The organism is Streptomyces sp. NPDC050535, from assembly GCF_044457665.1.
In the GTDB taxonomy this organism is placed as follows: Bacteria; Actinomycetota; Actinomycetes; order Streptomycetales; family Streptomycetaceae; genus Streptomyces.
In genome coordinates, this window is sequence record NZ_JBITHE010000001.1 from 935,598 (window position 1) to 954,805 (window position 19,208).

A 19,208-nucleotide genomic window follows, 5' to 3' on the forward strand; every position below is an offset into this window, starting at 1 on the left:
CTCCTAGCAGGTCTAGCAAGAACCCGCAGAACCCCGGTCCCCAAAGCCGAAAGCCCCGCCCTCCGCACGGAGGGCGGGGCTCCTTCGTACGTCCGGTTACGCCTGTGGGGAACCGTTCATCGAACTGGTCTGCTTCTTCGGAGCGCGCTTCTTCGGCGTCGTTTTCTGCTTGTTGCGGCTCGGATCAGCCGCCGGGCTGCTCCGGCGGGAACTGGTGGCGAGAACCTCGTTGATGATCTGGCACCGCACGTCCTGAGCGTGCTCCTCGTCGAGCCCCGAGACCAGGCGCTCCGCCGTCAGGTAGAAGCTGTTGAGCACCGGTTGATCGAAGTACCGGTTCAGCTGCCCGATCGACTCCTTGTACATCGCCAAATAGGTCTTGGTGAGGTAGCCCGTGAGCAGGGTGCTGAACGCGGCCAAGGCTCCGATGAACCACCGGACCTCTTCCATCGGCACGTACGCGCCTCCGATGGCCGCGCACACAATGAGGAAGAGGCCGACACCCATAGCCGTGCGGGACGACTTGAAGGACTTGTCGGCCTGTTGGGTGACGATCCGGTGGTAGGTGGCGATCTGGTCCTGGTTGAGCTCCATGAGCGTGGCCAACTCAGTGGTCTTCTTCAGCTTCTCCAGTGCTTCGTGCCGCAGCTCCTGCTGAGTCTTCAACTGCTCTGCGATGCGAGCATTCTGGTTCTTCATGAAGGTGCGTCGCGTGATCAGCCATGGCACAGACACAGAGAGGAGGGCGAAGCAGGTAAATCCCAGAATTCCTGCGATCACAAGCCAGGTACTCTCGCTCGCCTGCGGATTGACTTCCCCGGCGTCATGCCCCGTCAGCAAGAACACGACCAAAGCCACGGCGGACGCAGCTACGGCGACCGCTAGAAGTCTCGACGCCCTCTCAAGCTTCCTTGCGGAAGTGACTGCCCAGTCCAGTTGTTGGTCGGCAATCACGTTGTACGTCTGAATGCCGCTGCTATCCAAGCCCACACTTCCCCCTCGATCAGGGCCGGAAGCTTAGACGGCCGCCCGTCTCAAGATGGGTGGTTCTACGGAACTTGCCCCGGCGACAACTGCCCTGGCTGCTAATCGGTTCGTGGGGACCCGCCGACCGTCCTCACGAGGACTGGACGGCCGAGACGATGTTGGCCGCGAGACCGGCGACGACACCGACGGCCAAGAGGAGCGGCCCCCGGTAGGCCACGAGCCAGTGCGGGCGTCCCTCGCTCGTGACGAACTCGCGGAGCCCGTCGAGTCGATCGTCGAGCGTCTTCTGCACGTCGGTCAACTCCCGACCGAAGCGGTCGGACAGTCGATCGGACAGCTTCTTCTCCCGCTGGCTCTGTTCCCCGGCCAGGCCCCGTTGCCACGCTTCAATCGACGCGAGGCGCTGCTCGACCGTCTGCTCGGAACTGCTCCCCCAGAGTGGCATCGCCTCCTCTACGGTCCCGGCGTCGGAGGCGTACACGTGACGCGGGCGAACGAGATACGACGCCAAGTGCCTGCGTTCGGCACGAATGTCCCGGATCGTCAATGCGATGCCACCGATCTCCAGGACGGCGGCGATCACTGCGAGAGTCACAGCAGCAGTAGCCATGAGCGGAGCGTAGCGTGACGCACAGCAACCAACTGCCTGTCGCGCGTGCGGAATCCCGTGCGCTTCCAGGATGGTTTGGGGATGAGCGCCCGTAGATGTACCCTCGCGCCCCCAACGTCCAACGACGGCGAGGAGCCGATCATGACGACCATTCAGGAAGCCCTGGCGGAGGCGACCAACGCCTACGTCAAGGAGGAGGAGGCGTTCACCGCGCTGATGGCGGAGGTGAGCACGAGGGAGCTGACGCTCGCCGAGATAGAGGTGACCGACAAGGCCGTCAAGAAGACACGCAAGGCGTACGCCGAGGCTCTGGTAGCGGCCGGACACACCGTGCCCGCAGGACTACTCAACCGATAGCGGCCCGGCCCCGGGCACTGCCCGGGGCCCCGCTGGTCCTCAGCGCAGCGCTTCGATGGCCTTCACGATCAGGGCGCGCGCGTCCGCGCCGTACACCGCGAGTTCCGTCATCCTGGTGAAGGCCCGCGTGTAGATGTCCAGTTCGCCGGGGGCCGTGACGGTGATCTTCGCGGCGAGCAGCTCGACGTTGACCCGCGTGTCGTCGAAGACGGTGAACTGCTCCAGGGGCCACATGACCTGCTCCCGGGGCGCGGCCGAGGGGATGATCCCCAGCGACATGGACGGCAACGCCATCGATGCCAGCAGGGAACCGAGTTGGCCGGCCATCACCTCCGTATCGCCGACGCGGTGATGGAGCACGTTCTCCTCGACGAGAGTCGCGAAGCGGTGGTCCCCCTCCTGCGTGACGCGGGAGCGGCGCATGCGTGCGTCGACCGCGTCGATCACGTCGTCAGGGGTTCCACGGAATCCCGCGATGGTGCTCATGAGGGCCGTCGCGTATCCCGGGGTCTGGAGGAAGCCGGGTACGACATGAGAGGCGTACACCCGGAACTGACGGGTGCGTTCGTACAGGGGCGTGGACGCCTCTTGCAGACGGCGCATGCCGGTGCGCTGGAGCCGCCGCCACTGGACGTACATGCTGTCGGCCTGCCGGTTCGCCGCGACCAGGTCCGCCGCCTGTCCATCCGCCCCGCACGCCGTGCACCAGGCCCGTATGTCCGCGTCGGACGGGGCGGTGTGGGCATTCTCGATCCGGGACGACTTGGCGACGGACCAGCCGCAGCGTGCTGCCAGTTCCTTGCCGGTTATCCCCGCGTCCAGGCGCAGCTCTCGAAGACGTTGGGCGAGGGCTGCGCGTGCTTCGTGCACGGTGGACAAGGGGAACTGGGACATGGGCGGTTACTTGACCTCGTACTCGTCGTGCGGGATGGCGCGCTCCCAGATCCTCTCGAAGGCGGCGGAACAGGTTCCCACCACCCCGGGGTCATCGCACAATTCCTTGTCCGCCCAGGCGCCGTCGCCGGTGAAGTGGTGCACGCGCATCAGCTGGTCGTCGAAGATCCAGAAGTCGTTGACGGGGATCAGGAGGTCCGTGGCCTGGCGACGGGACAGCCATCGCACCTGTTCACCCGCAGCGACGTTGGCGGCGGTGACGTAGTTCTCCCAGCGGATGTAGTCCGTCACCGGCTCTGAGACGACACGGGCGCGGCGCACGCTCACCCCGCGGGCAACCGCGTCGGCGATCTCGTCGTGGAACGAACGCCACCATGACGCACGGTCGTCCCAGTCGGTGCGCTCACCGTTCTTCCACGCCTCGAAGCGGGGATTGCTGTAGTAGACGTCCCGCGTCTCCAGGTGAACGGCTGTTCGCCGGGCACCGGCGAGGAGTTCACCGAACTCCGGGATCGAGCTCATCGCACGCCTTCCTGATGAGCGGAATCATCCGCTTGGGGATCCTGATGACGGTCTCGCCGGACGGGATCGGGGCCCTTGCCGGGGACAGCGCATCGCATCGGGCGGTCGACGCGTCGTCGGCCGTATAGCTCTGGATCAGCAGGTCTGCTGCCTCCGTGTCCACCCACACCGTGGGGCATCCGTCGTCGTCCGTATCGGGATCGATGCCGACGAACTTGATGTTCATGATGGCTGGCCTCCCGCGCTAGCTGGTTACAGCGATTTACACCACGGTCATACCCACGGGCTACATGGTCAAGACCGCATACTGGACACCACCTGCGAGTGGTAACTCCCCTGTAATTCGGTGCAACTTCATAGCGAGTGCGACGACCCGGTTCCTAGCGTCGAGGTGCGACAGGGCCCCGGCGAAGCGGTGAGGCCTAGCGGGGCATGGCCGACTACCGAGGAGTCGACATGGCGGAGGCAAGACACACGGAAGAGAGCCCGACACCCGGGGCCCGGGGTGTGAGCGGGATGACGCTCAGGGTCTACACGGTGGACCGAGCGGGCACCATCACGAGCGACTCGGGCACCAGGCACGTGAGCCTGCGGGGCGACGTGGTCCCGCTGACCGGCGCCTTCCCAAAGTGCAGTTGCCCGAACTGCGCCAAGAAGGCCGCTCAGCAGTGACGACCGAACGACCTCTCCCCGACGCCGACACCCTGACAGGAGGACAACTGCGCGGCTGGCGGTGTGCACTGTGCGGAGCGCGGCTGTATCAGGACCGCCCTCTCGGCACTGTCACCCAGACGCGCGGGAAGATCACCGAGGACATCGAGCTGTGGGCCTGCGATCCCGAATGCCCATCCAAGCCCCGAGGGCCTTCCGTGAGACCTCAACCCCACTGACGGCAGAGCGCTCGTGAACGGGTGCCGTATACCGGAGAACTGAACTGGTGACAGACGAGAACGAGAACGAGAAACCGAGAGAGAACGAGAAGGAGAAGGACGGCCTCACGCTCGCCATCCTGCGTGAGAAGGCCGGAATGACGCGGGAGGAAGTCGCCGAGAGGATGGCCATCCCGACGACCGCGGCGGATGTCGGGGTCATCGAATCGATGTACCCGAACACGATCAGCGGAGTCTTCGAGACGTACATGGCGGCCCTCGGCGTCAAGATCACATACACGCTAGAGGGGGTCGGTGAGTGGTCGTCCACCGAGGTGGCCTTCGAGGAGATCGAGTTGTCCCTGAGAGCCTGTCGCCGGGGAACCAGGCGGTTCCGGGAGGGCGGCTCTGAGGAGTCAGCCTGACGGGTTGGCCGGCGGCCCCGTCCAGCGCGGGGCCGCCTTCACTTCCCGAGGACCTGAACGACGAACGGCACCGCCATTCCGACCAGCGCGGCGACACCCGACGCGGTCCACACTCGCTTCTCCAGGGCACCGACTCGAAGCTCCAGAGCCGTCACCTCCGCGTCTGTACGGCCTGTGCGCTCGACAACCATGTTGAGGTTCCCGTTCACCTCGGCGAACTTAGTGTCAACCTGGGCGAATCCCTGCACCATCGTGCCGCGGAGCCGTTCTATCTCCAGGGCGATGTCGCTCGTCGGGGCTCCGGGGAGAGTCACTTTGCTGCCTCCAGCTTCTTCACGGCCGCCTCAAGGTCGGACAGACGCTGCTCCACAGTCTTGGCGGGGGCAGGCGTGCTCGGTGTCGGCTTCCAGGACGCCGGGTGCTTCAGGCGCTCAGCCACCCGGGCCCGGAACTTCGTCATGTCGACTCCGGCGGGGTCGGGCTTGCCGGGCTGCCACTCCTTGTGGCCGATGACGGACTCGTCACTCCACCCGTGAGCCCGGCACAGCGCGGCGGAGACGCGGACCATCGCTTCGATCTGGGCCTCCGGCCACGCCTGGCCATCGCCCTTGTTGATGGCCTCGAAGCCGTAGAACCGTGCGTTGCCATCGGTGTTGGAGTCGTCATCTACCGGCAGCTTGGTCTCGTCGATGACCGCGTTCAGGACATCGTCGTCCCCGAGGCCCGCATGGTTTGCGCGCCCGTAGCCGATCAGGTGGATCGTTCCTGCCCGATCGACTACGCCGTGACACAGCGGCCCCGGAAGACCGGAGTAGCCGTTCCAGCACAGCGTGACCATCGCGGACTCCGTGCTGTACGGCCCCGTGTGATGCATCATCACGCCGTTGACCGGCCCCCACGCACCGTGTCCGGCGCGGTTGTGTGTCTTCCACCCGGGGCGCTCGACGACCTTCACACCCTCGGCCTTGAGCGCGGCGAGGAATGCGGCGGTGGACATTGGTGAGGCCATGGGGGCTCCAGACATGACGAAATCCCCGGCCAATGGCACGGGGCGGGCGGTAGCGGCGGGTAGGTCCTTGATCTCAGCCGTTCTGGCTGATCCACATGAAGCTGATGCGCATGGTGGCGTTCGTTCCGATCCCGCCCGAACCGGACGTGGTGATCAGCGTGATGTCTCCAGTCGTTGAGACTGATGCACGGCCGTCGTTGACCGTGGTGCCCCACAGAACGGTCGTCGTCTCCGAGGGGCGCCATCCTGCGGGGAGGGTGGCGCACAGGATGTCGGTGATGTCTCCCGAGTTGGTCGCCAGCTCCGCGATGGCCGCGCCCGTGCGCTGGATCACGCAGTTCACGAACGTGATCCCGTTGACCTTCGTGCCCGAAAACGAGGTGATCGAGAATCCGGTGGCGGCCACCAGGCCGGAGGTCGTGGTCGACGAGGCCGAGTTGTCGTTCATCCGGTCCGCGGTTGCGCGCATCCCGGCGAGGAATACCGTCATCGTCGCCTCCTACAGCGGTATGTAGACGGGGTTGGCGAGGCGGATGTCCTGGCCGGTCGGGTGCTCGATGCGGACTCCGTTCACGCCGCGGACCACGGTGAACGTCTGGGCCAGCGTGGTGCCCGTGCAGGCCGTGACGCGCATGACCTCCCCGCCCGTTTTCACGTCGAACGGGAAGTCCGTCGGGTAGGTGGCCGAGTCGACCCACCGGTACAGAGCCGTGGTGAGGACGTCCACGCCGGTCTCCGTGGTGTCCAGGACTTCGGCGAGTTCGCATCCTGCGGTGTCGATGCGGGCATACGTGGTGCTCCCGATGACCAGCGCGGTCCACGGCTCGGCCGGCGTGCAGTTGAACGTGATCTTCCAGGCGGTGGGCCCGGCTTCCTCGGTGTAGCCGTTGATCAGGACGTCGACGTCGTCCGGGCCGTGGTCGTCGGGCAGGCCGGTCAGCCGGATCTTGTCGCCGCAGTCGGCCCTCAGGATCGCGTCGATCATCTGGTGGACGCGGGAGTTGGCCAGGTCCAGGGTGATGCGCGCGTACCGGACCCCGTCATAGGTCCCCAGGTGCAGCCGCAGGTAGGCCAGTTGGGCTGCCTGGCTGTCCTCGTACAGGCTGTACGTGTGCTCCTGGTCGTACCGGCCGACCCCGTCCGGGGGGTCCTGTACGGACAGGGCGCCCTCGTCGAGGATCTGACGCGAGGGCACCTGGCCGCCCTCGCGCCGCACGGACACGTCGTTCTCGGTCAGCTTGTCGCCGTCGTCCGGCTTGAACGGGGAGCTGATGAGGCCAGCCTTGAAGTCCAGCGTGATCGCCGGGGGCTGGTTCCACAGGGTGGAGTGCCCCCGGTGGATCACCTCTGGTGCGTCCCGGCGGTCCAGGAGGTATCCGACGTTCGAGCGGGACGCCTCGTTCAGCAACTCCAGGAGCTTCCTTCGGCGCTGGATGCCCAGACGGGTCTGGTATTCCGACATGCCTGCCACGGAGGCCGTGTATCCGCTTTCGGCGGCCAGGCGTTCGATGCGTGCGCCGGCGCGCTCGCCCTGATGGCCGGTGGCCGCGTCGTAGACCTGTGCCGCGGTGGGCCCGGTGCCGTCCCAGTAGGTGACGTAGCCGAGCTGCTGGTCACCTCCGGAGATGCCGCCACCCGAGAGGAGCGACCAGCTGTAGCTGACCGAGCGGACGGCCTTCACGACGATGCTGGCCACCGTCCCCGTCGCCTTCTGCACTCCGTCCACGTAGATCGTCCAGACGGAGCTGCTCACCCCCGGGTCGACCGAGAACCGGATGTGATGCATGTTCCCGTCGTAGATCCCCACATCGGTCACCGAGGTGAGCAGCGACGAGGAGGAAGAGGTGTCGCCCCTGCTCGCGCGGAAGATCGTGATGTCGTTGTCCACGGTGTCCAGCGAGAGGGTGAAGAACACCACGTTGTCGGCATCGGTGCCAGCGCCGCGGTCCCGGATCTCGAACACTCCCGCGTTGCCGGGTGCCTCGCTCTTGTAGAGAAAGTCCACGGACCAGAACGCAGCGGCGGCGGCAGAGTTGGGCACACCGCCTGCGATGACCCCGGCCGTCTCCCCCTTGAGGGTGACGACGGGCTCGATCCAGTCGGCCAGTGTCCCTGACCCCCACTCGGGAATGTCCGTCCCGAGGCTCATGGTGGTGCGCATGTCGCTGCCACCGAGGAGGGACTTACCTGCGGTGCCGGTCTGTTCCCCGTCGGTCAGCGGCCAGCACTCGATCGGGCTCCGGGTCTTGAGGAACCGCAGCATGGCCGAGTCGATGGGCTTGTTGCCCGCGTCCATGCGGCGCGTAACCCCGGCCGGTGCCAGGGTGACGGTCCGGTCGTTGCCGGTAAGGTCCCGGGACGGCGGCCAGGCCGGTACCTCGCCGGCCATACGGATGTGGTGGTTGGTCAGCGTGGCGCCCGTCGTGGTGGTCCACACAGCGCCGTTCGACGTGAAGGATGCAGCACCCGGTGCCGCGTCCGCCGTCGTCATGGCGAGCACGGCGGTGCCGAGGATCCCGCTCATCAGCTTGAGAGCGAACGCTTTGCCCGTCATACCGGCGACCACCAGTCCCAGGAAGTCTCCGAATTCGACACCGGACGATGCGGCGAACACGGCCGTGGTACCGACACCCACGATGGGATCACCGAGGAGTTCCCATTCCTCGTCGTCCACCGTGCGCCCCGTGTAGAAGCGCAGTTCGTAGCCGGAGGCTCCGTTGTCCACGTCGAGCGTGATGTGCAGGGTCAGACGCTGCCCGTTGTACGCGATGACCGGGACCGTGGAGAACTGGGTAATGGTGGTGGATGTGCCAGTGGGTGACCACACGAAAGCTATCTGGCCCGTGCCTGCCAGATAGACACCCCATGACCGGTTGTTGCCGGACGCGGTGTACCGGGCGGCGATGCCCTGCCCGGTGGCCCAGTCATCGAGGGCCAGGTCGAGGCGGAGGTCGACATCGGTGACGTTGTACGCGGCGTTGGTGGGGGTGGTGATCTCGTTGCCGTTGGTACCGGGCAGGTTGACCCATGGGCTGCCCACGCGGTACCCGAGCCGTATCGGGGTGTTGCGCCCGATCTTGCCCTTGAGCCTGCTGCGGGGATTGCGGGGGCTGTAGTCGTTGCTGCGGTTGTCCAGCACGCACTCCGCGCCCATGGGGGACGCCTCGGATGCGGACTCCGAGGTGAGGCCGCGCGTGAACGTCACGGGGGCGGTGGCGCGCAGGCTGCGGCTGATGTCGTTCCACGCCCCGTCGAAGTACAGGTGAGCCCGGAGGTCCGGGGGAAGGCTGACCATCACCCCTCCACGTACTTGAAGATGTCGCCGCCGGTGGCGTCGCGCACCGACTCCTGGAGGAACTCGCGGAACGCCCTGCTTCCGCCCCGCAGCTCGAATACCTTGCGGTCGTCGGCGGGCTCCACGTGGCGGCTGGCGCTCTGCATGGCGGTGACGTCGAGCAGGTTCTGAAGCTTGCTCAGCGGCATGACGGCTTCCTGCTCGTGCCCTTCGCCGATCATCGCCATCGTCGGGCCGGTCGTGATCCCGCCCTCGGCCAGGTACGGCACGTAGGGGATGGAGGGGATGTCCACGCCGGGGATGCGGTTCGCGTTGCCGATCAGGTTCGAGTTGATGGAAAAGATGCCGTCGTTGACGATTCCGATGGCACCGTTGAGCGCGCCCTTGAGCCCGTCGGCGATGAAGCTCCACATGCCGGATCCGGCCTTGGCCAGCCGCCCGGGGATGCCCGCGAACCAGCCGATGGCGCTGTTCCACTTGTCGACGATCCAGTCCACGCCGCTGCCGACCCAGCCCGGAATCGTGCTCGTGAAGAACTTGCCGATCGGGTTGAACACGTTGTTGACCAGCCAGTTCCAGCCGGACCAGAACTGGTCAACGATCCAGCCCCAGGCCTTGCCCATCGACGCGGAGACCGCGTCCCAGTTCTTCCACAGCAGCACGATCGCGGCGATCAGCGCCACGATCGCGACCACCACCCAGGTGTAGGGGTTGGCCAGGACCGCGGAGTTCATCACCCACTGGGCAGCGGCGGCGACGGCCAGGCCCACAGCCAGGGCCACCAGGATCGGGACCAGGACCCCCACCAGGCCGGGGTACTTGGCGAAGAAGTCACTGATGATCAGGAGCGCGGGGGCGAGGTACTCCCCGAGCGTGGTGGAGATGGTCCGCCAGATACTGCTCAGGGACTGGGATGCCTCCGCGCTGTCGGCGAGTCCCTTCGACGAACCGGCCGCCTTGTTCAGCCCGGTCGCCGCAGCGGCGCCCGATGCGCTCAGGTTCAGCAGGCTGTTGCCCATGTCCTCGCCGGGGCCGCCGAAGAGCGCGGCTTGCAGCATGGTCCGTTCGGTCTGGTCGTCGACGCCCTTCAGGGCGGTGACGACCTCGTCGAACGCCTTCGTGCCCTGCCCGGTGTTGACTAGCTTCTGGATCTCGCCGACGTCCAGGCCGAGCTTCTTGAGCGGCTCGCTCGCGGCGTCGGTGTCGGAGATCAGCAGGCTGAATTCCTTGACCGCGTCGCCGAGCTTGTCGAGCTCGAACGTCGGGTCCTTCGCGGCCTGGGCGACCAGCCCGAACATCTCCGGGCCGGTGAACCCCAGCTGGCTGAAGAACTGGCTGTACTCCTTGGTGAGGGCGGGGAGTTCCTCGCGCAGCGCGGGCGGCAGCTTCTGCGCGGCTGCGGTGATCAGGTCGAAGGCTTCGGTGCCGTCCTTGGCCAGACCTGCCTTCATGAGGGTGCCGGCCGCGGCGGTGGACTCGGCGACGTCGAACTCGAATGTCTTGGCGAGGGCCTCGGCCGTTTTGGTGAGCTGGGTCAGCTCCTTGTCACCCAGCTCGGCGAAGCCGCCCAGGTTCTGCGCGACCGCCCCCAGCGACTCGGAGACGCTGCCGATGGACTCGCCGAACCCGGCGGAGAACACGTCGCCAGCGAGACTGCCCGCGCGCTGCGCCTCGTCGTCGGTCAGCCCCAGCTGGTTCTGGAGCTTGCTGGTCGCATCGCTGGCGTCCATCGCAGAGGCCAGGCCCACGCTGAATGCCGCACCCAGGCCTACTGCGGCAAGACTCCCGGCGCCCTCCAGGCCGCCGAGGCTGTCGAGGATGCCTTGGCTGCCGCGCTCGGTCTCGGCCTCTGCGTCCGTCATGTCGACGCCCACGCGGACCAGCAGTTCGTCTAGAACAGTCACGCGTCAACCCCGCTTCCGGTTGGAGCCCTCGTAGAAGGCCTGCCATCCCTTGAGCACGTCGTGCAGTTCACGGCCCGTGCGCCGCTCGGTGTTGCGTGACCACGTGAACAGGTGGTCCTTCATCTTCGGCTTGCGGCCCTTCTTCATGTGCGGGGCGGTGACATCCATGCCGAGGCGGGCCATCACCATGTCCAGGCGCCGCGGGGTGATCAGTCCGTAGAGGTTCTGGTAGGCCACCAGGTGGATCATGTCCTCCTCGGTGAACCGGTCCAGAACCTCTCCGGGCGGGATGTGGAAGGCGACGGCCAGGTCGTGCAGGAGCCTCAGCTCTGGCCGTCGTCGGAGTTTCCCTCCGCGTCCTTCACCTTCTGCTCGAACGACTTGTCGTCGCCGGACAGGTGCCGCACCAGGTTGAATAGGCCGTTGACGATGCCGCCCGATTTCTTGCTGAGGATCGCGACGCCCTCGCGTACATCGGGGAAGACCAGCTCGTCGCTCTCCTGGTCGTACAGGGCTTTGGCGACGATCTCGCACTTGTTCGACTTGAGCGTCATCTCGCCGCCGCTCTTGCCCTGCTCCAGGCGGATGCGGGCCTGCTTGTTCTGGTAGTCCTCCCAGTCCTTGGAGGGCAAGCCGCGTACGCGGAACCTTGCCCCCGGCGCCCACTCAGGGATCTCTACGTCGTCCTGGAGGGGGATGTCCTGGGCCTCACGGATGAGGTCTCGAAGGCTTGCCACAGTGGGTGTCTCCTGCCTCAGCCGGTCGCGGTGAATACGGGCTTGCCGGAGATCTTGAAGGTGACCTCGCGGGACATCTTGTCGTCGATGGGGTAGCTGTCACCGAGGTCGGTGATCAGGGCGTTGAACTGGCAGGTGAGTTCGTCCGCGTCCCCGGGCAGGGCGACGATCTGGTAGGCGCGCAGGTCGTCTTCCTCGAAGTCGGCATCGAGCGCCAGGTGCGTGGTCTCGCCCGGGTCGAAGTTGATGGTGGCGGATACTTCGCCGCCGTCCTTGAGGCCCTTGATGAACTCTCGGTACTTGTCCGGCGAGTCGTGCGCGGTCACCTCGATCGCCTCGCGCTGGCGCGACGGGCCGGACAGGTCCGACACGTTCGCGATCTCGACGAAGCTGCCGCTTCCTGTCGAGTCCCGCAGCAGCTGGGTGCCGAAGGCATCGGTTCCGGCCATGGCGTCCTCCTTGATGTCCGGCCGTGGCCGGGATGATTCGGTTAGGCGGGGGCGACCTCAGTGCCGATGCGGAACGTCATCGGCACATGGCGGATGTCGCCCGGAGGCTCGGGGTCGGTGAGGGTCTGCATGGACACGAACCGCGTCCACTTGTGCACGTGCCCGTCGATCACCAGCGGCGCGTGATCGAGGACGAGGATGATGCGCTGCGCGATCGTCACGGCCTGGGCGTAGCCGCGGTACTTGGACCAGACGTGCAGCGTCTGCAAGACCTGCGCGCCGTACCGGTCATGGGCGTTGTTCGGGACCTCGAAGGACTCTCCGAGGTCGATGTACGGATAGGGCTGCTTCTCCGGGACCCAGTCGAAGACGCCCTGGACGAGGCTTATGAGCTGGGCGTCGGTAGTCAGTGCAGCGAGGATCGCATCGCGGGTGGGCAGGGAGGCCAGCCCTGGCACGGGCGTAGTCACAGGAGCCTCCGTACCTCGGCGCGCAGCTTGCCCACCAGCTCCCGCGCCTCGCGCTCCAGCGCAGGGACGAGCGTGGGGTTGGCGGGAATACGGCGCGTGCCGCGCTCATGGAATGCGACGTACAGGTCGTCCTGGTCGCGCCAGCCGACCGACGTCTGGAGGCCGTCCTTCTCGTAGGTGTCCTTCACGCTGCTTTGGAGGTTGCCGGTGTCGCGGCGCACGTTGCGCTGCACGTCCGAGACCATGGCCGCGCCGGATTCCTTGACCGCCTCCTGGGCGGCTTCCGTCAGCTGCGGCACCAGGTGGGCCAGGCGGCGCTCCAGCCGGTCCAGACCGATCACTTGTACGCGTGCCCGACTGCGCGCCATGGGCGGTCACCTCTTTCGCAGGAGTCCGCGGATCTCGCGCAGCTCGGCAGCGACGGCGAGTACGCCGAACGCGATGGCGCGCGGCACATCGACGTCGACGTCGCACAGCCCGAGGAAGTCCTCGGCCCGGCGCCGGTACTCGTGCGGCTCCAGCCGGGGCACCTGTGGCCGCTCCGGACCAGCCATCAGACGCCGAGCTCGAAGGGGCGCACAGTCAGGGAGGTGACCCCGCTGTAGGTGATGGCGGCGCGGCCGGTGGCACCGCGGAACACGTTGGCCAGCGGGATGATCGCGTGCTTCCCGGCGGCGACGGCCACCGCGGTGTCGGCGATCGCGAGGCCGGACACGGTTCCCGGCGTCGCCAGCGTGACCGTGATGCTGCCGCCGCTGCCGTTGTTGACGTACAGGAACCGTCCCGGCCCGACGGGGACCGTGTCCCCTCCTCCGGCGGCGGCGGTCGCCTGAGCGGCGACGTCGGCGATGCCGGTGGCTACCGGCACCGTGGTGAGGCTGAGGTCAGCCATCGGGTTCTCCTTCTCCCTGGATCAGCTCGACAAGAGCCTTCGAGTACACGGGGCGGGACGCCTGGACGACGGACAGCACCCGGAACGCCTGGTCGTTGCCCAGGCGATCCGTGCCGCGCAGCTCGTCGCTGCGCCGCACGTCGGCGCTGGGCAGCATGAACACGTCGTGCGAATGCTTGGAGTTCGCCTGCTGGGCGATCAGGTGTTCGGTGGGCGAGGGCTGGTCGACCTTCGCCCGTACGGGCAGTGCCCGCTTGACGAGGGTGGTGGTCTGGCCGCCGTGCCCGTCCGGCGACGTCTGCGGGCGCCAGACTTCCAGCAGCCGGTTCAGGTACCGGCCAACGCTCACCGTGACCTCAGCAGCTGCATGCCGCCGCCGAAGCGGGCTTCGAGCCGCTCGCGCCAGTACTGCGGCAGGTCCATCTCACTGACGCGCCCGTCGCCGCCGAAGGTGACCGCGTAGTCCCCGATCCGCTCCGAGGTGATGACCTCGGTGGCCAGGCCCGTACCGTCCTCTTCGGACCGTTGCGCTTTCAGTGCGCCCGCGACCATGCGGCACACCAGGTCGACGATGTCCTCGGGTACGTCGGGCAGGCCGTGTGTCTGGGTGACCTCCACTTCGGACGGGCCGTCGCATCCCGACCAGCCGACCGCGCGCCACAGCCGCTGCGAGCGCAGACGCCAGTCGGTGATGGCCACGCCGTCCAACTCGACCGTCGCCACGGAGGAGACCGGCAGGCCGGGCAGTGTCAGCCACTGGCCCGGCTCGCCCTCCAGCGTGATGGTGGATGTCGTCTCCGAGATCGGCGCCCCGGCCGCCTCACGTACTGCCGTCGAGGCCACGCCGAGGTACACGGCGACCATCGCCGTCTCGGAGGAGTCCACGGTCAGACCGCGGGCCTCCAGGTCGGCCTGTGTCGCCAACGGTTCGAGTGCCACGGCGACCTCCCTGTCAGCTGGCCAGTTCGATCAGATCGGCCTTGGTGAGGTTCGCCGCGTCGTCGGCAGACAGGTGTCCCTGGCCCACGACGTAGGCGATCCACTCGGACTTCGACGCGTTCACCGCCGGCCGCGGGGACTTACCCGCAGTCAGGTCGCTGCCGCCGTCTTCCTTGGACTGCACCGAAGGCTCCGCGTGGTACAGGCTGCCGTCGGAGTGGACGCGGACCAGCAGCCCGCGCTCATACCGCTCTGCGATGCCCTCGGGCAGGGGCAGGTCCATCGCAAAGATGGCCCCGCCTTCACCCCGGACATGGATCGTCTCAGCCATGTCAGGTGTTCCTCGGGATCTTGAAGGCGGTGATCGTCGCGTCGACCGTCGCGGCCTCGATGAGCATGCTGCCGTCGGACTGCACGAACCGCCCGGACTCGAACGGTCCGATGAACTGCACACCGGTCGTCGCAGCCACGGTGACGGACAGGTCGCCCTGCCCCGCGGCGATGGCCTGCGGCCCCGTCCCCGCCTTCACCTTGACGATCTGCTGCACGCCGGTGTTCACGACCCGCAGCACCGTCAGCTCCGGGAACGCGTTGGAGATCTGCATGTTGTTCGTCGGCGCCACGACCGTGGTCGTCCCCGCCGGTTGCGCGAGGTTCGAGTTCGGGACAAGGCTGGAGTACGGGATCTGCGTAGTTGCCATGGGTCAGCTCTCCGATCAGGCAGCGGGGTTGATGAACGCGGCGGCCAGGTAGTCCGGGCGCACGACCTTCGCGCCGTACAGCGCGAGGCCCTTCACCGCGTCGCTGAAGCTGGACTCGGGGCGGTACGCCTCGGTCTTGTTGATCTGCTCCGCGAACGTGATGGCTGCCGACGTGCCTGCGGTGACGACCTGCGTGTCGCCCGACGGGTTGGGGACGTTGTTCGACTCATAGATGTCGAACCCGGCCGCCCGACCGACGAGACCGTTGCGCAGACCGGCGTCCGTACCCGACTCGTTGACCTTGATGAAGCGGGAGTCCAGCAGCAGCGACGCGTAGAACTCGGCCGAGACGACGACGTACCGGCCCGCCTTCGGCACGTTCGCCTTCGTCAGCCGGGTCCGCAGCGGGACGAGGACCTTGTCGTAGGCGTCGGTCGCCGTGGTGTACGTGTCGATCGGGGAGCCGACCACGTTGAGGAAATTCGCGGTCTGGATCTGCGTGTACAGCCCGGCCACGTACTGGTCGATGGTGTCCGCGAGGCCGTAGGCCGCCTCACTCATGGCCTGCGGGATCAGGTTCGACTTCACCTGCCGCTTGTCGACGTCGTCGATCGAGAACGCCCAGTACTTCGACTGATCGACGACGAGAGTGCGCTGCCCGGTGGTCAGTTTCTCCGGGGTGATCGTGGTCGTACCGGGAACGTATGTCCCGATCGCCGGACGGGACACCGACGTGATGCGGACGGTGTCGCCCGCCTCGGAGATGTCGCCCTCGTAGTCTCGGTTCACGACGGTCGGAGCCGCGTAGACGAGCTCCTTGCGGGTCGCGACGAGCAGCCGCGAGCTCCAGATTTCGGGAACAAAGTTCCGGACGGTCATGGGTTCCTCCTGGGTTACTTGCCGCCCATGAGGTCGTCGAGCCGGCCGTCGATGCGGGCCTTGTCGATCGCCTCAGGGGCCATGGTCTTGAGGTCCTGCTGAGTGAGCTGCTTCGGCCGGCCCGCCTTGCGCGCTGCGCCGCCGTCGCCTGTGCCCTGGAACCTCTTCGCCGTTGCGGCTGCCAGGTAGGGGCGTTCCTTCAAGAGGTCGTCGATCGCGTCAGCGATCTCGTCCTCGTCGACCTGACCGTCGTCGTCGACCTCGAACTGATCGACGTCGATGAACGTCAGGGCGTCCTTGGGGTTGATGAGCTTCCCGGTCGCTGCGGCCTTGAGCTCCGAGCGCACGATCCGGCCGTTGGCGCGGGCGGTTGCCGCCGCGTCCGCCTTGGCCTGAATCTGGTCCGCGTCGCCGCCGACGGCGGTCTTGTCCTGTAGCTGGGCCTCGACTGTCCGGCGGCGCTCGCGCTCCGCCTTGAGCTTGACCTTCATGGCGGCGAGGGCCTTCTTGCCCTTGTCGCCCAGTCCGTCGGCACCCTCCGGGTCGGCGTCCGTGTCCGCGTCATCCGCGTCCGCGTCGTCACCCTTGTCGGCGTTGGCGTCCGCATCGCCCTCCGCTTTCGCGTCCGCATCGTCGTCCGTGTCGTCGGTGTCGGCGTCCTGGTCGCCGTCCGCGTAGAACACGGGCGAGAACGGGTCGGCCGGGTACGGGTGGGACCAGCCGGGCGCGTGCGCGCGGGCGCGGCGGGGCAGGGTGCTGCGGTGCATGTGATCTCCCATTGCGGGGTGTGGGCCTGCGCGTTGCGCGCGGGCAGGGTCAGGCGATGTACGCGTGCTGCCGCAGCAGCCGGACCGCGTGCTCGCGGTTGTCGGCCAGGCGGACGATCTCTTCGGGCATGAGCCGCGTCGCGGTGGGGCTGAAGCCCCGGATCGATCGGGACCGGGGGATCGCTCCCTCGTCCTGGAGACGGCGGAACTCCCGGCGGCGGAACTCGCCGCGCTGCGTGCCTTCGGTCGTGGCCCGCACTGTGCGTCCGAAGACTGTGGCGCTGGCCATACCGCGGCGAGCGTTGACGACCTGGGCGATGTCGGCGCCAGCGTCGATCGCCTTCACCGCGGACGCGCCGAACACGCGCTTCTTCTCTGCGTCGGACATCGACTTGAAGAGCGCCTCCGGGCTGGCCGGTGTGGGCCGGTGCTCGCGGGTGACGGGCTCCATCGAGCAGTTGCACTTCGGGTGCCGGGCGAACGCCGTACTGACGCCGTACTCCCGCCCCGCCAAGACCAGGCAGCGCGAGCAGGCGCCGCCCTCGACGACCCGCACATACGACGTCACGGCCGGGCGCGCAATCATGCCGACCGAGTCGGCCGCGCGCCCGGCGTCGGCCACCGCGGTACGGACTACGGCGTCGAGCAGGGCCTGACCGCTGGCCATCGACTGCACCACCGGCCTGCCCTGCGTGACCAGCCGCAGCGCGGCCCACATTGGAGCCATCAGCACGTCCGCCAGCGGCTGGCCTCCGCCGTCTACGCCGACCAGGGCGGCAGGGTTGAGGCGGTCGGATTCCGGCTGTTCCGGATCCATGCCCAGCAGCTCCATCAGCCATGGGTCTGTCGCCTGCGCGGCGGCCAGTTGTCCGCCCGACACGATCGCCACCAGGCGGGCGAGCATGCCCAGCCACGACGTGTAGATGTTGTCGCGGTCAACCTGCCGCCACATCTGCCGCGAGGCCCGCGCGGTCGCCTCGGTCAGGCGACGCCGCGCTTCCATGTGCGCAACCGCCTGAGGAGACGGACTCATGCCGCCTCCGGGTCAGCCTCGTCGTAGGCCGGCTGCTCCTCGGCGGGCACGGTCCGTCCGCCGGTCAAGTTGCGAGTGAGCTCCGTGACCGGGTCTGCCTCCAGCTCGCGCTCCCGCATGACCAGCACGTCGGCGACCTCGGTCGGCGTAAGGCCGTATCGCAGGGCCAGCCACTCGAAGGGGAAGCCCAGCTGCTTCAGCTTCAGCAGCGCGTCGGCCATCTGCGCGTGCGAGCGGGACTCGGTCTCTGCCCACAGCACGCGGCCCGAGCGCAGCGCCTGCGCCTTCGCGTCCTCGCCCTTGGCGAGCGCGATCAGACGGGACACCTCGCGTAGGCCCTGCCCGTACCAAAGGGTCTTCTCGTCGCACCGCTTCACCAGACCGGTCTCCGCAGCGAGGAGAGCGCCCTCGCCAAGGTTCGCCATCTTCCCGATCAGGTAGTGCTGCGGAGTCCGCGTCTGCGCCGCGAGGTGACCGACCGCCATCTCGATGATGCCGCTGTACATGGCCAGGTTCGCGGCCTGCCATTCCGCGATTCGCGCGTCCGCGCCGGTGATCCAGGCGACCCTGTCCACCTGGAACTTTTCGAGATCGACAGGCTGTTTGCCGACGATCTCACCCGCGCTGTTCAGCTTCGGGATCATCGGCCGCTCGGCGCCGAGGATGACGCGCTGCGGGAAGCTCGCATAGTCGGAGGCCGTGAACAGCTGCGCCCACAGCAGGTTGATCGCGTCCTGCATCGCGACCACACCGGCGACATCCGAGATCGGATCCTCGACGAGCATCGGCTTGTTACGGAGCTCCACCATCGGCACCACGCCCATGGGATTGGGTTGCGGGTTCGGCTCGTCGTCCATTTCCCGCGGCGTCCACGTCTTCAGTTCCTCGTCGACGTCCGCCATCTGCGGGGACTTGTCCTGCCGCTGCAGGGGGCGGCAGAACTTCCACACCTCGTGCTTCAGGTACAGGGTGGCGTAGTCCTGGTTGCCGTCTTGCCACCGCTTCAACGCCGCCCGGCGCAGGCGACGCGAGCCCGGCTCGTAGGCCACGATGCACTGCGAGGCGTCCTCGAACGTGACCACCGGCATGTCCGGGTCGTCAGGGTCACCCCACACCAGGACGAAGCACCGGCCGCTGGTGACCGCGCCCAGGAAACCGAGCTGACTGTCGGCGTCCAGGCCGTTGACCTGCCAAACCTTCCACAGGTCCCTGTCCGCAGACGTCTCGCCGTCGGCCACGAACCCGGTGACGGTCAACCGCTCGACCGGGGCGTCGGCCACCACCTGCACCCAGTTGTCGGAGAAATCCCGGTAGCGCTGCCCGTGGAACTTGGCGAACTCCTCGGACGCGAACTTCAGCGGGTGATTGCCCCGGTAGTAGTCGTTGTGCCGGTCGATCGGGCCGCGCCTGCTGATCAGTTCGTTCTCCAGCAGGGAGACCAGCTGGAGGGCCTGCGCCTCGGTAGCCAT

Annotated in this window: 28 protein-coding genes; 3 read left to right on the top strand and 25 right to left on the bottom strand. The window is 67.3% G+C overall.

The features are described 5' to 3' along the window. Positions 1 to 96: 96 nt before the first annotated feature. Complete coding sequence (locus ACIBLC_RS03965; RefSeq protein WP_399209033.1) at positions 97 to 984, bottom strand: hypothetical protein; 888 nt, start codon at positions 982 to 984, stop codon at positions 97 to 99. A gap of 133 nt (positions 985 to 1,117) precedes the next feature. Then, positions 1,118 to 1,597, bottom strand: a complete 480-nt coding sequence (locus ACIBLC_RS03970) for a hypothetical protein (protein WP_399209034.1) — start codon at positions 1,595 to 1,597, stop codon at positions 1,118 to 1,120. Between the two features lie 141 nt (positions 1,598 to 1,738). On the opposite strand from ACIBLC_RS03970, the gene ACIBLC_RS03975 reads away from it, so the two are divergent. After that, positions 1,739 to 1,954, top strand: coding sequence for a hypothetical protein (locus ACIBLC_RS03975; protein WP_399209035.1), 216 nt, complete (start codon positions 1,739 to 1,741; stop codon positions 1,952 to 1,954). A 39-nt stretch (positions 1,955 to 1,993) separates the two neighbouring features. On the opposite strand, the gene ACIBLC_RS03980 is transcribed toward ACIBLC_RS03975, so the two are convergent. The 3 genes from ACIBLC_RS03980 to ACIBLC_RS03990 are packed head-to-tail and all read right to left on the bottom strand — an operon-like array spanning position 1,994 to position 3,596. After that, positions 1,994 to 2,848 carry a helix-turn-helix domain-containing protein gene (locus tag ACIBLC_RS03980; RefSeq protein ID WP_399209036.1) on the bottom strand — a complete coding sequence of 285 codons (855 nt, stop codon included), beginning with the start codon at positions 2,846 to 2,848 and terminating at the stop codon, positions 1,994 to 1,996. 6 nt (positions 2,849 to 2,854) lie between these two features. Next, positions 2,855 to 3,370, bottom strand: coding sequence for a DUF6879 family protein (locus ACIBLC_RS03985; protein WP_399209037.1), 516 nt, complete (start codon positions 3,368 to 3,370; stop codon positions 2,855 to 2,857). Then, positions 3,345 to 3,596 (bottom strand): hypothetical protein, encoded by a 252-nt coding sequence (locus ACIBLC_RS03990; RefSeq protein ID WP_399209038.1) that lies wholly within the window; start codon positions 3,594 to 3,596, stop codon positions 3,345 to 3,347. The genes ACIBLC_RS03985 and ACIBLC_RS03990 overlap by 26 nt, the downstream gene beginning before the upstream one ends. A gap of 230 nt (positions 3,597 to 3,826) precedes the next feature. Between ACIBLC_RS03990 and ACIBLC_RS03995 the strand changes: the two genes are divergently transcribed. Both ACIBLC_RS03995 and ACIBLC_RS04000 read left to right on the top strand, forming a co-directional pair. Continuing rightward, the gene (locus tag ACIBLC_RS03995) at positions 3,827 to 4,042 is read left to right on the top strand and encodes a hypothetical protein (RefSeq protein ID WP_399209039.1); all 216 of its coding nucleotides are present in this window, start codon (positions 3,827 to 3,829) and stop codon (positions 4,040 to 4,042) included. A gap of 265 nt (positions 4,043 to 4,307) precedes the next feature. Beyond that, a complete protein-coding gene (locus ACIBLC_RS04000) occupies positions 4,308 to 4,664 on the top strand; it encodes a hypothetical protein (RefSeq protein WP_399209040.1) in 357 nt (118 codons plus the stop codon). A gap of 38 nt (positions 4,665 to 4,702) precedes the next feature. Here ACIBLC_RS04000 and ACIBLC_RS04005 read toward each other — a convergent pair whose 3' ends face one another. From ACIBLC_RS04005 to ACIBLC_RS04100, 20 genes are all read right to left on the bottom strand, one after another. Further along, positions 4,703 to 4,978: a hypothetical protein gene (locus ACIBLC_RS04005; protein ID WP_399209041.1), complete on the bottom strand. Its 276-nt coding sequence runs from the start codon at positions 4,976 to 4,978 to the stop codon at positions 4,703 to 4,705. Further along, a complete protein-coding gene (locus tag ACIBLC_RS04010; RefSeq protein WP_399209042.1) occupies positions 4,975 to 5,673 on the bottom strand; it encodes an N-acetylmuramoyl-L-alanine amidase in 699 nt (232 codons plus the stop codon). Before ACIBLC_RS04010 ends, ACIBLC_RS04005 begins: the two co-directional genes overlap by 4 nt. Positions 5,674 to 5,746: 73 nt before the next feature. Next, entirely contained in the window at positions 5,747 to 6,163 is a 417-nt protein-coding gene (locus tag ACIBLC_RS04015) for a hypothetical protein (RefSeq protein WP_399209043.1), read from the bottom strand. 9 nt (positions 6,164 to 6,172) lie between these two features. Then, on the bottom strand, positions 6,173 to 8,968 hold the full coding sequence (locus ACIBLC_RS04020) for a hypothetical protein (RefSeq protein ID WP_399209045.1): 2,796 nt from the start codon (positions 8,966 to 8,968) through the stop codon (positions 6,173 to 6,175). Further along, positions 8,968 to 10,872 carry a hypothetical protein gene (locus ACIBLC_RS04025; RefSeq protein WP_399209046.1) on the bottom strand — a complete coding sequence of 635 codons (1,905 nt, stop codon included), beginning with the start codon at positions 10,870 to 10,872 and terminating at the stop codon, positions 8,968 to 8,970. The genes ACIBLC_RS04020 and ACIBLC_RS04025 overlap by 1 nt, the downstream gene beginning before the upstream one ends. A gap of 3 nt (positions 10,873 to 10,875) precedes the next feature. Then, positions 10,876 to 11,121 carry a hypothetical protein gene (locus ACIBLC_RS04030; protein WP_399209047.1) on the bottom strand — a complete coding sequence of 82 codons (246 nt, stop codon included), beginning with the start codon at positions 11,119 to 11,121 and terminating at the stop codon, positions 10,876 to 10,878. A gap of 74 nt (positions 11,122 to 11,195) precedes the next feature. Continuing rightward, on the bottom strand, positions 11,196 to 11,609 hold the full coding sequence (locus ACIBLC_RS04035; RefSeq protein ID WP_399209048.1) for a hypothetical protein: 414 nt from the start codon (positions 11,607 to 11,609) through the stop codon (positions 11,196 to 11,198). Between the two features lie 17 nt (positions 11,610 to 11,626). Beyond that, positions 11,627 to 12,058 carry a phage tail tube protein gene (locus tag ACIBLC_RS04040; RefSeq protein WP_399209049.1) on the bottom strand — a complete coding sequence of 144 codons (432 nt, stop codon included), beginning with the start codon at positions 12,056 to 12,058 and terminating at the stop codon, positions 11,627 to 11,629. A 41-nt stretch (positions 12,059 to 12,099) separates the two neighbouring features. After that, a complete protein-coding gene (locus ACIBLC_RS04045) occupies positions 12,100 to 12,528 on the bottom strand; it encodes a DUF3168 domain-containing protein (RefSeq protein WP_399209050.1) in 429 nt (142 codons plus the stop codon). Then, positions 12,525 to 12,896 carry an HK97-gp10 family putative phage morphogenesis protein gene (locus ACIBLC_RS04050; RefSeq protein ID WP_399209051.1) on the bottom strand — a complete coding sequence of 124 codons (372 nt, stop codon included), beginning with the start codon at positions 12,894 to 12,896 and terminating at the stop codon, positions 12,525 to 12,527. The genes ACIBLC_RS04045 and ACIBLC_RS04050 overlap by 4 nt, the downstream gene beginning before the upstream one ends. Positions 12,897 to 12,902: 6 nt before the next feature. Beyond that, on the bottom strand, positions 12,903 to 13,058 hold the full coding sequence (locus tag ACIBLC_RS04055; RefSeq protein WP_399209052.1) for a hypothetical protein: 156 nt from the start codon (positions 13,056 to 13,058) through the stop codon (positions 12,903 to 12,905). Between the two features lie 23 nt (positions 13,059 to 13,081). Continuing rightward, on the bottom strand, positions 13,082 to 13,420 hold the full coding sequence (locus ACIBLC_RS04060; protein ID WP_399209053.1) for a hypothetical protein: 339 nt from the start codon (positions 13,418 to 13,420) through the stop codon (positions 13,082 to 13,084). Then, positions 13,413 to 13,769, bottom strand: a complete 357-nt coding sequence (locus tag ACIBLC_RS04065) for a head-tail adaptor protein (protein WP_399209054.1) — start codon at positions 13,767 to 13,769, stop codon at positions 13,413 to 13,415. Before ACIBLC_RS04065 ends, ACIBLC_RS04060 begins: the two co-directional genes overlap by 8 nt. After that, positions 13,766 to 14,359 carry a hypothetical protein gene (locus ACIBLC_RS04070; RefSeq protein WP_399209055.1) on the bottom strand — a complete coding sequence of 198 codons (594 nt, stop codon included), beginning with the start codon at positions 14,357 to 14,359 and terminating at the stop codon, positions 13,766 to 13,768. The genes ACIBLC_RS04065 and ACIBLC_RS04070 overlap by 4 nt, the downstream gene beginning before the upstream one ends. A 13-nt stretch (positions 14,360 to 14,372) precedes the next feature. Further along, a complete protein-coding gene (locus ACIBLC_RS04075; RefSeq protein ID WP_399209056.1) occupies positions 14,373 to 14,690 on the bottom strand; it encodes a hypothetical protein in 318 nt (105 codons plus the stop codon). Position 14,691: 1 nt separating this feature from the next. Further along, a complete protein-coding gene (locus ACIBLC_RS04080) occupies positions 14,692 to 15,060 on the bottom strand; it encodes a hypothetical protein (RefSeq protein WP_399209057.1) in 369 nt (122 codons plus the stop codon). Positions 15,061 to 15,075: 15 nt separating this feature from the next. Beyond that, the gene (locus ACIBLC_RS04085; protein WP_399209058.1) at positions 15,076 to 15,939 is read right to left on the bottom strand and encodes a P22 coat protein - protein 5 domain protein; all 864 of its coding nucleotides are present in this window, start codon (positions 15,937 to 15,939) and stop codon (positions 15,076 to 15,078) included. 14 nt (positions 15,940 to 15,953) lie between these two features. After that, complete coding sequence (locus ACIBLC_RS04090; protein WP_399209059.1) at positions 15,954 to 16,706, bottom strand: hypothetical protein; 753 nt, start codon at positions 16,704 to 16,706, stop codon at positions 15,954 to 15,956. Between the two features lie 49 nt (positions 16,707 to 16,755). Continuing rightward, the gene (locus ACIBLC_RS04095) at positions 16,756 to 17,739 is read right to left on the bottom strand and encodes a hypothetical protein (protein ID WP_399209060.1); all 984 of its coding nucleotides are present in this window, start codon (positions 17,737 to 17,739) and stop codon (positions 16,756 to 16,758) included. Further along, complete coding sequence (locus ACIBLC_RS04100; protein WP_399209061.1) at positions 17,736 to 19,208, bottom strand: phage portal protein; 1,473 nt, start codon at positions 19,206 to 19,208, stop codon at positions 17,736 to 17,738. Before ACIBLC_RS04100 ends, ACIBLC_RS04095 begins: the two co-directional genes overlap by 4 nt.

Excerpts from the sequence above, each read along its gene's own strand:
- ACIBLC_RS04075 (WP_399209056.1), bottom strand. The coding sequence starts at position 14,690 with ATGGCTGAGACGATCCATGTCCGGGGTGAAGGCGGGGCCATCTTTGCG.
- ACIBLC_RS03970 (WP_399209034.1), bottom strand. The coding sequence starts at position 1,597 with ATGGCTACTGCTGCTGTGACTCTCGCAGTGATCGCCGCCGTCCTGGAG.
- ACIBLC_RS04095 (WP_399209060.1), bottom strand. The coding sequence starts at position 17,739 with ATGAGTCCGTCTCCTCAGGCGGTTGCGCACATGGAAGCGCGGCGTCGC.
- ACIBLC_RS03980 (WP_399209036.1), bottom strand. The coding sequence starts at position 2,848 with ATGTCCCAGTTCCCCTTGTCCACCGTGCACGAAGCACGCGCAGCCCTC.
- ACIBLC_RS04100 (WP_399209061.1), bottom strand. The coding sequence starts at position 19,208 with ATGGCTACCGAGGCGCAGGCCCTCCAGCTGGTCTCCCTGCTGGAGAAC.
- ACIBLC_RS04080 (WP_399209057.1), bottom strand. The coding sequence starts at position 15,060 with ATGGCAACTACGCAGATCCCGTACTCCAGCCTTGTCCCGAACTCGAAC.
- ACIBLC_RS04010 (WP_399209042.1), bottom strand. The coding sequence starts at position 5,673 with ATGGCCTCACCAATGTCCACCGCCGCATTCCTCGCCGCGCTCAAGGCC.
- ACIBLC_RS04050 (WP_399209051.1), bottom strand. The coding sequence starts at position 12,896 with ATGGCGCGCAGTCGGGCACGCGTACAAGTGATCGGTCTGGACCGGCTG.
- ACIBLC_RS04085 (WP_399209058.1), bottom strand. The coding sequence starts at position 15,939 with ATGACCGTCCGGAACTTTGTTCCCGAAATCTGGAGCTCGCGGCTGCTC.
- ACIBLC_RS03975 (WP_399209035.1), top strand. The coding sequence starts at position 1,739 with ATGACGACCATTCAGGAAGCCCTGGCGGAGGCGACCAACGCCTACGTC.
- ACIBLC_RS04030 (WP_399209047.1), bottom strand. The coding sequence starts at position 11,121 with ATGATCCACCTGGTGGCCTACCAGAACCTCTACGGACTGATCACCCCG.
- ACIBLC_RS04060 (WP_399209053.1), bottom strand. The coding sequence starts at position 13,420 with ATGGCTGACCTCAGCCTCACCACGGTGCCGGTAGCCACCGGCATCGCC.
- ACIBLC_RS03990 (WP_399209038.1), bottom strand. The coding sequence starts at position 3,596 with ATGAACATCAAGTTCGTCGGCATCGATCCCGATACGGACGACGACGGA.
- ACIBLC_RS04020 (WP_399209045.1), bottom strand. The coding sequence starts at position 8,968 with ATGGTCAGCCTTCCCCCGGACCTCCGGGCTCACCTGTACTTCGACGGG.
- ACIBLC_RS04090 (WP_399209059.1), bottom strand. The coding sequence starts at position 16,706 with ATGCACCGCAGCACCCTGCCCCGCCGCGCCCGCGCGCACGCGCCCGGC.
- ACIBLC_RS04015 (WP_399209043.1), bottom strand. The coding sequence starts at position 6,163 with ATGACGGTATTCCTCGCCGGGATGCGCGCAACCGCGGACCGGATGAAC.
- ACIBLC_RS03985 (WP_399209037.1), bottom strand. The coding sequence starts at position 3,370 with ATGAGCTCGATCCCGGAGTTCGGTGAACTCCTCGCCGGTGCCCGGCGA.
- ACIBLC_RS04040 (WP_399209049.1), bottom strand. The coding sequence starts at position 12,058 with ATGGCCGGAACCGATGCCTTCGGCACCCAGCTGCTGCGGGACTCGACA.
- ACIBLC_RS03995 (WP_399209039.1), top strand. The coding sequence starts at position 3,827 with ATGGCGGAGGCAAGACACACGGAAGAGAGCCCGACACCCGGGGCCCGG.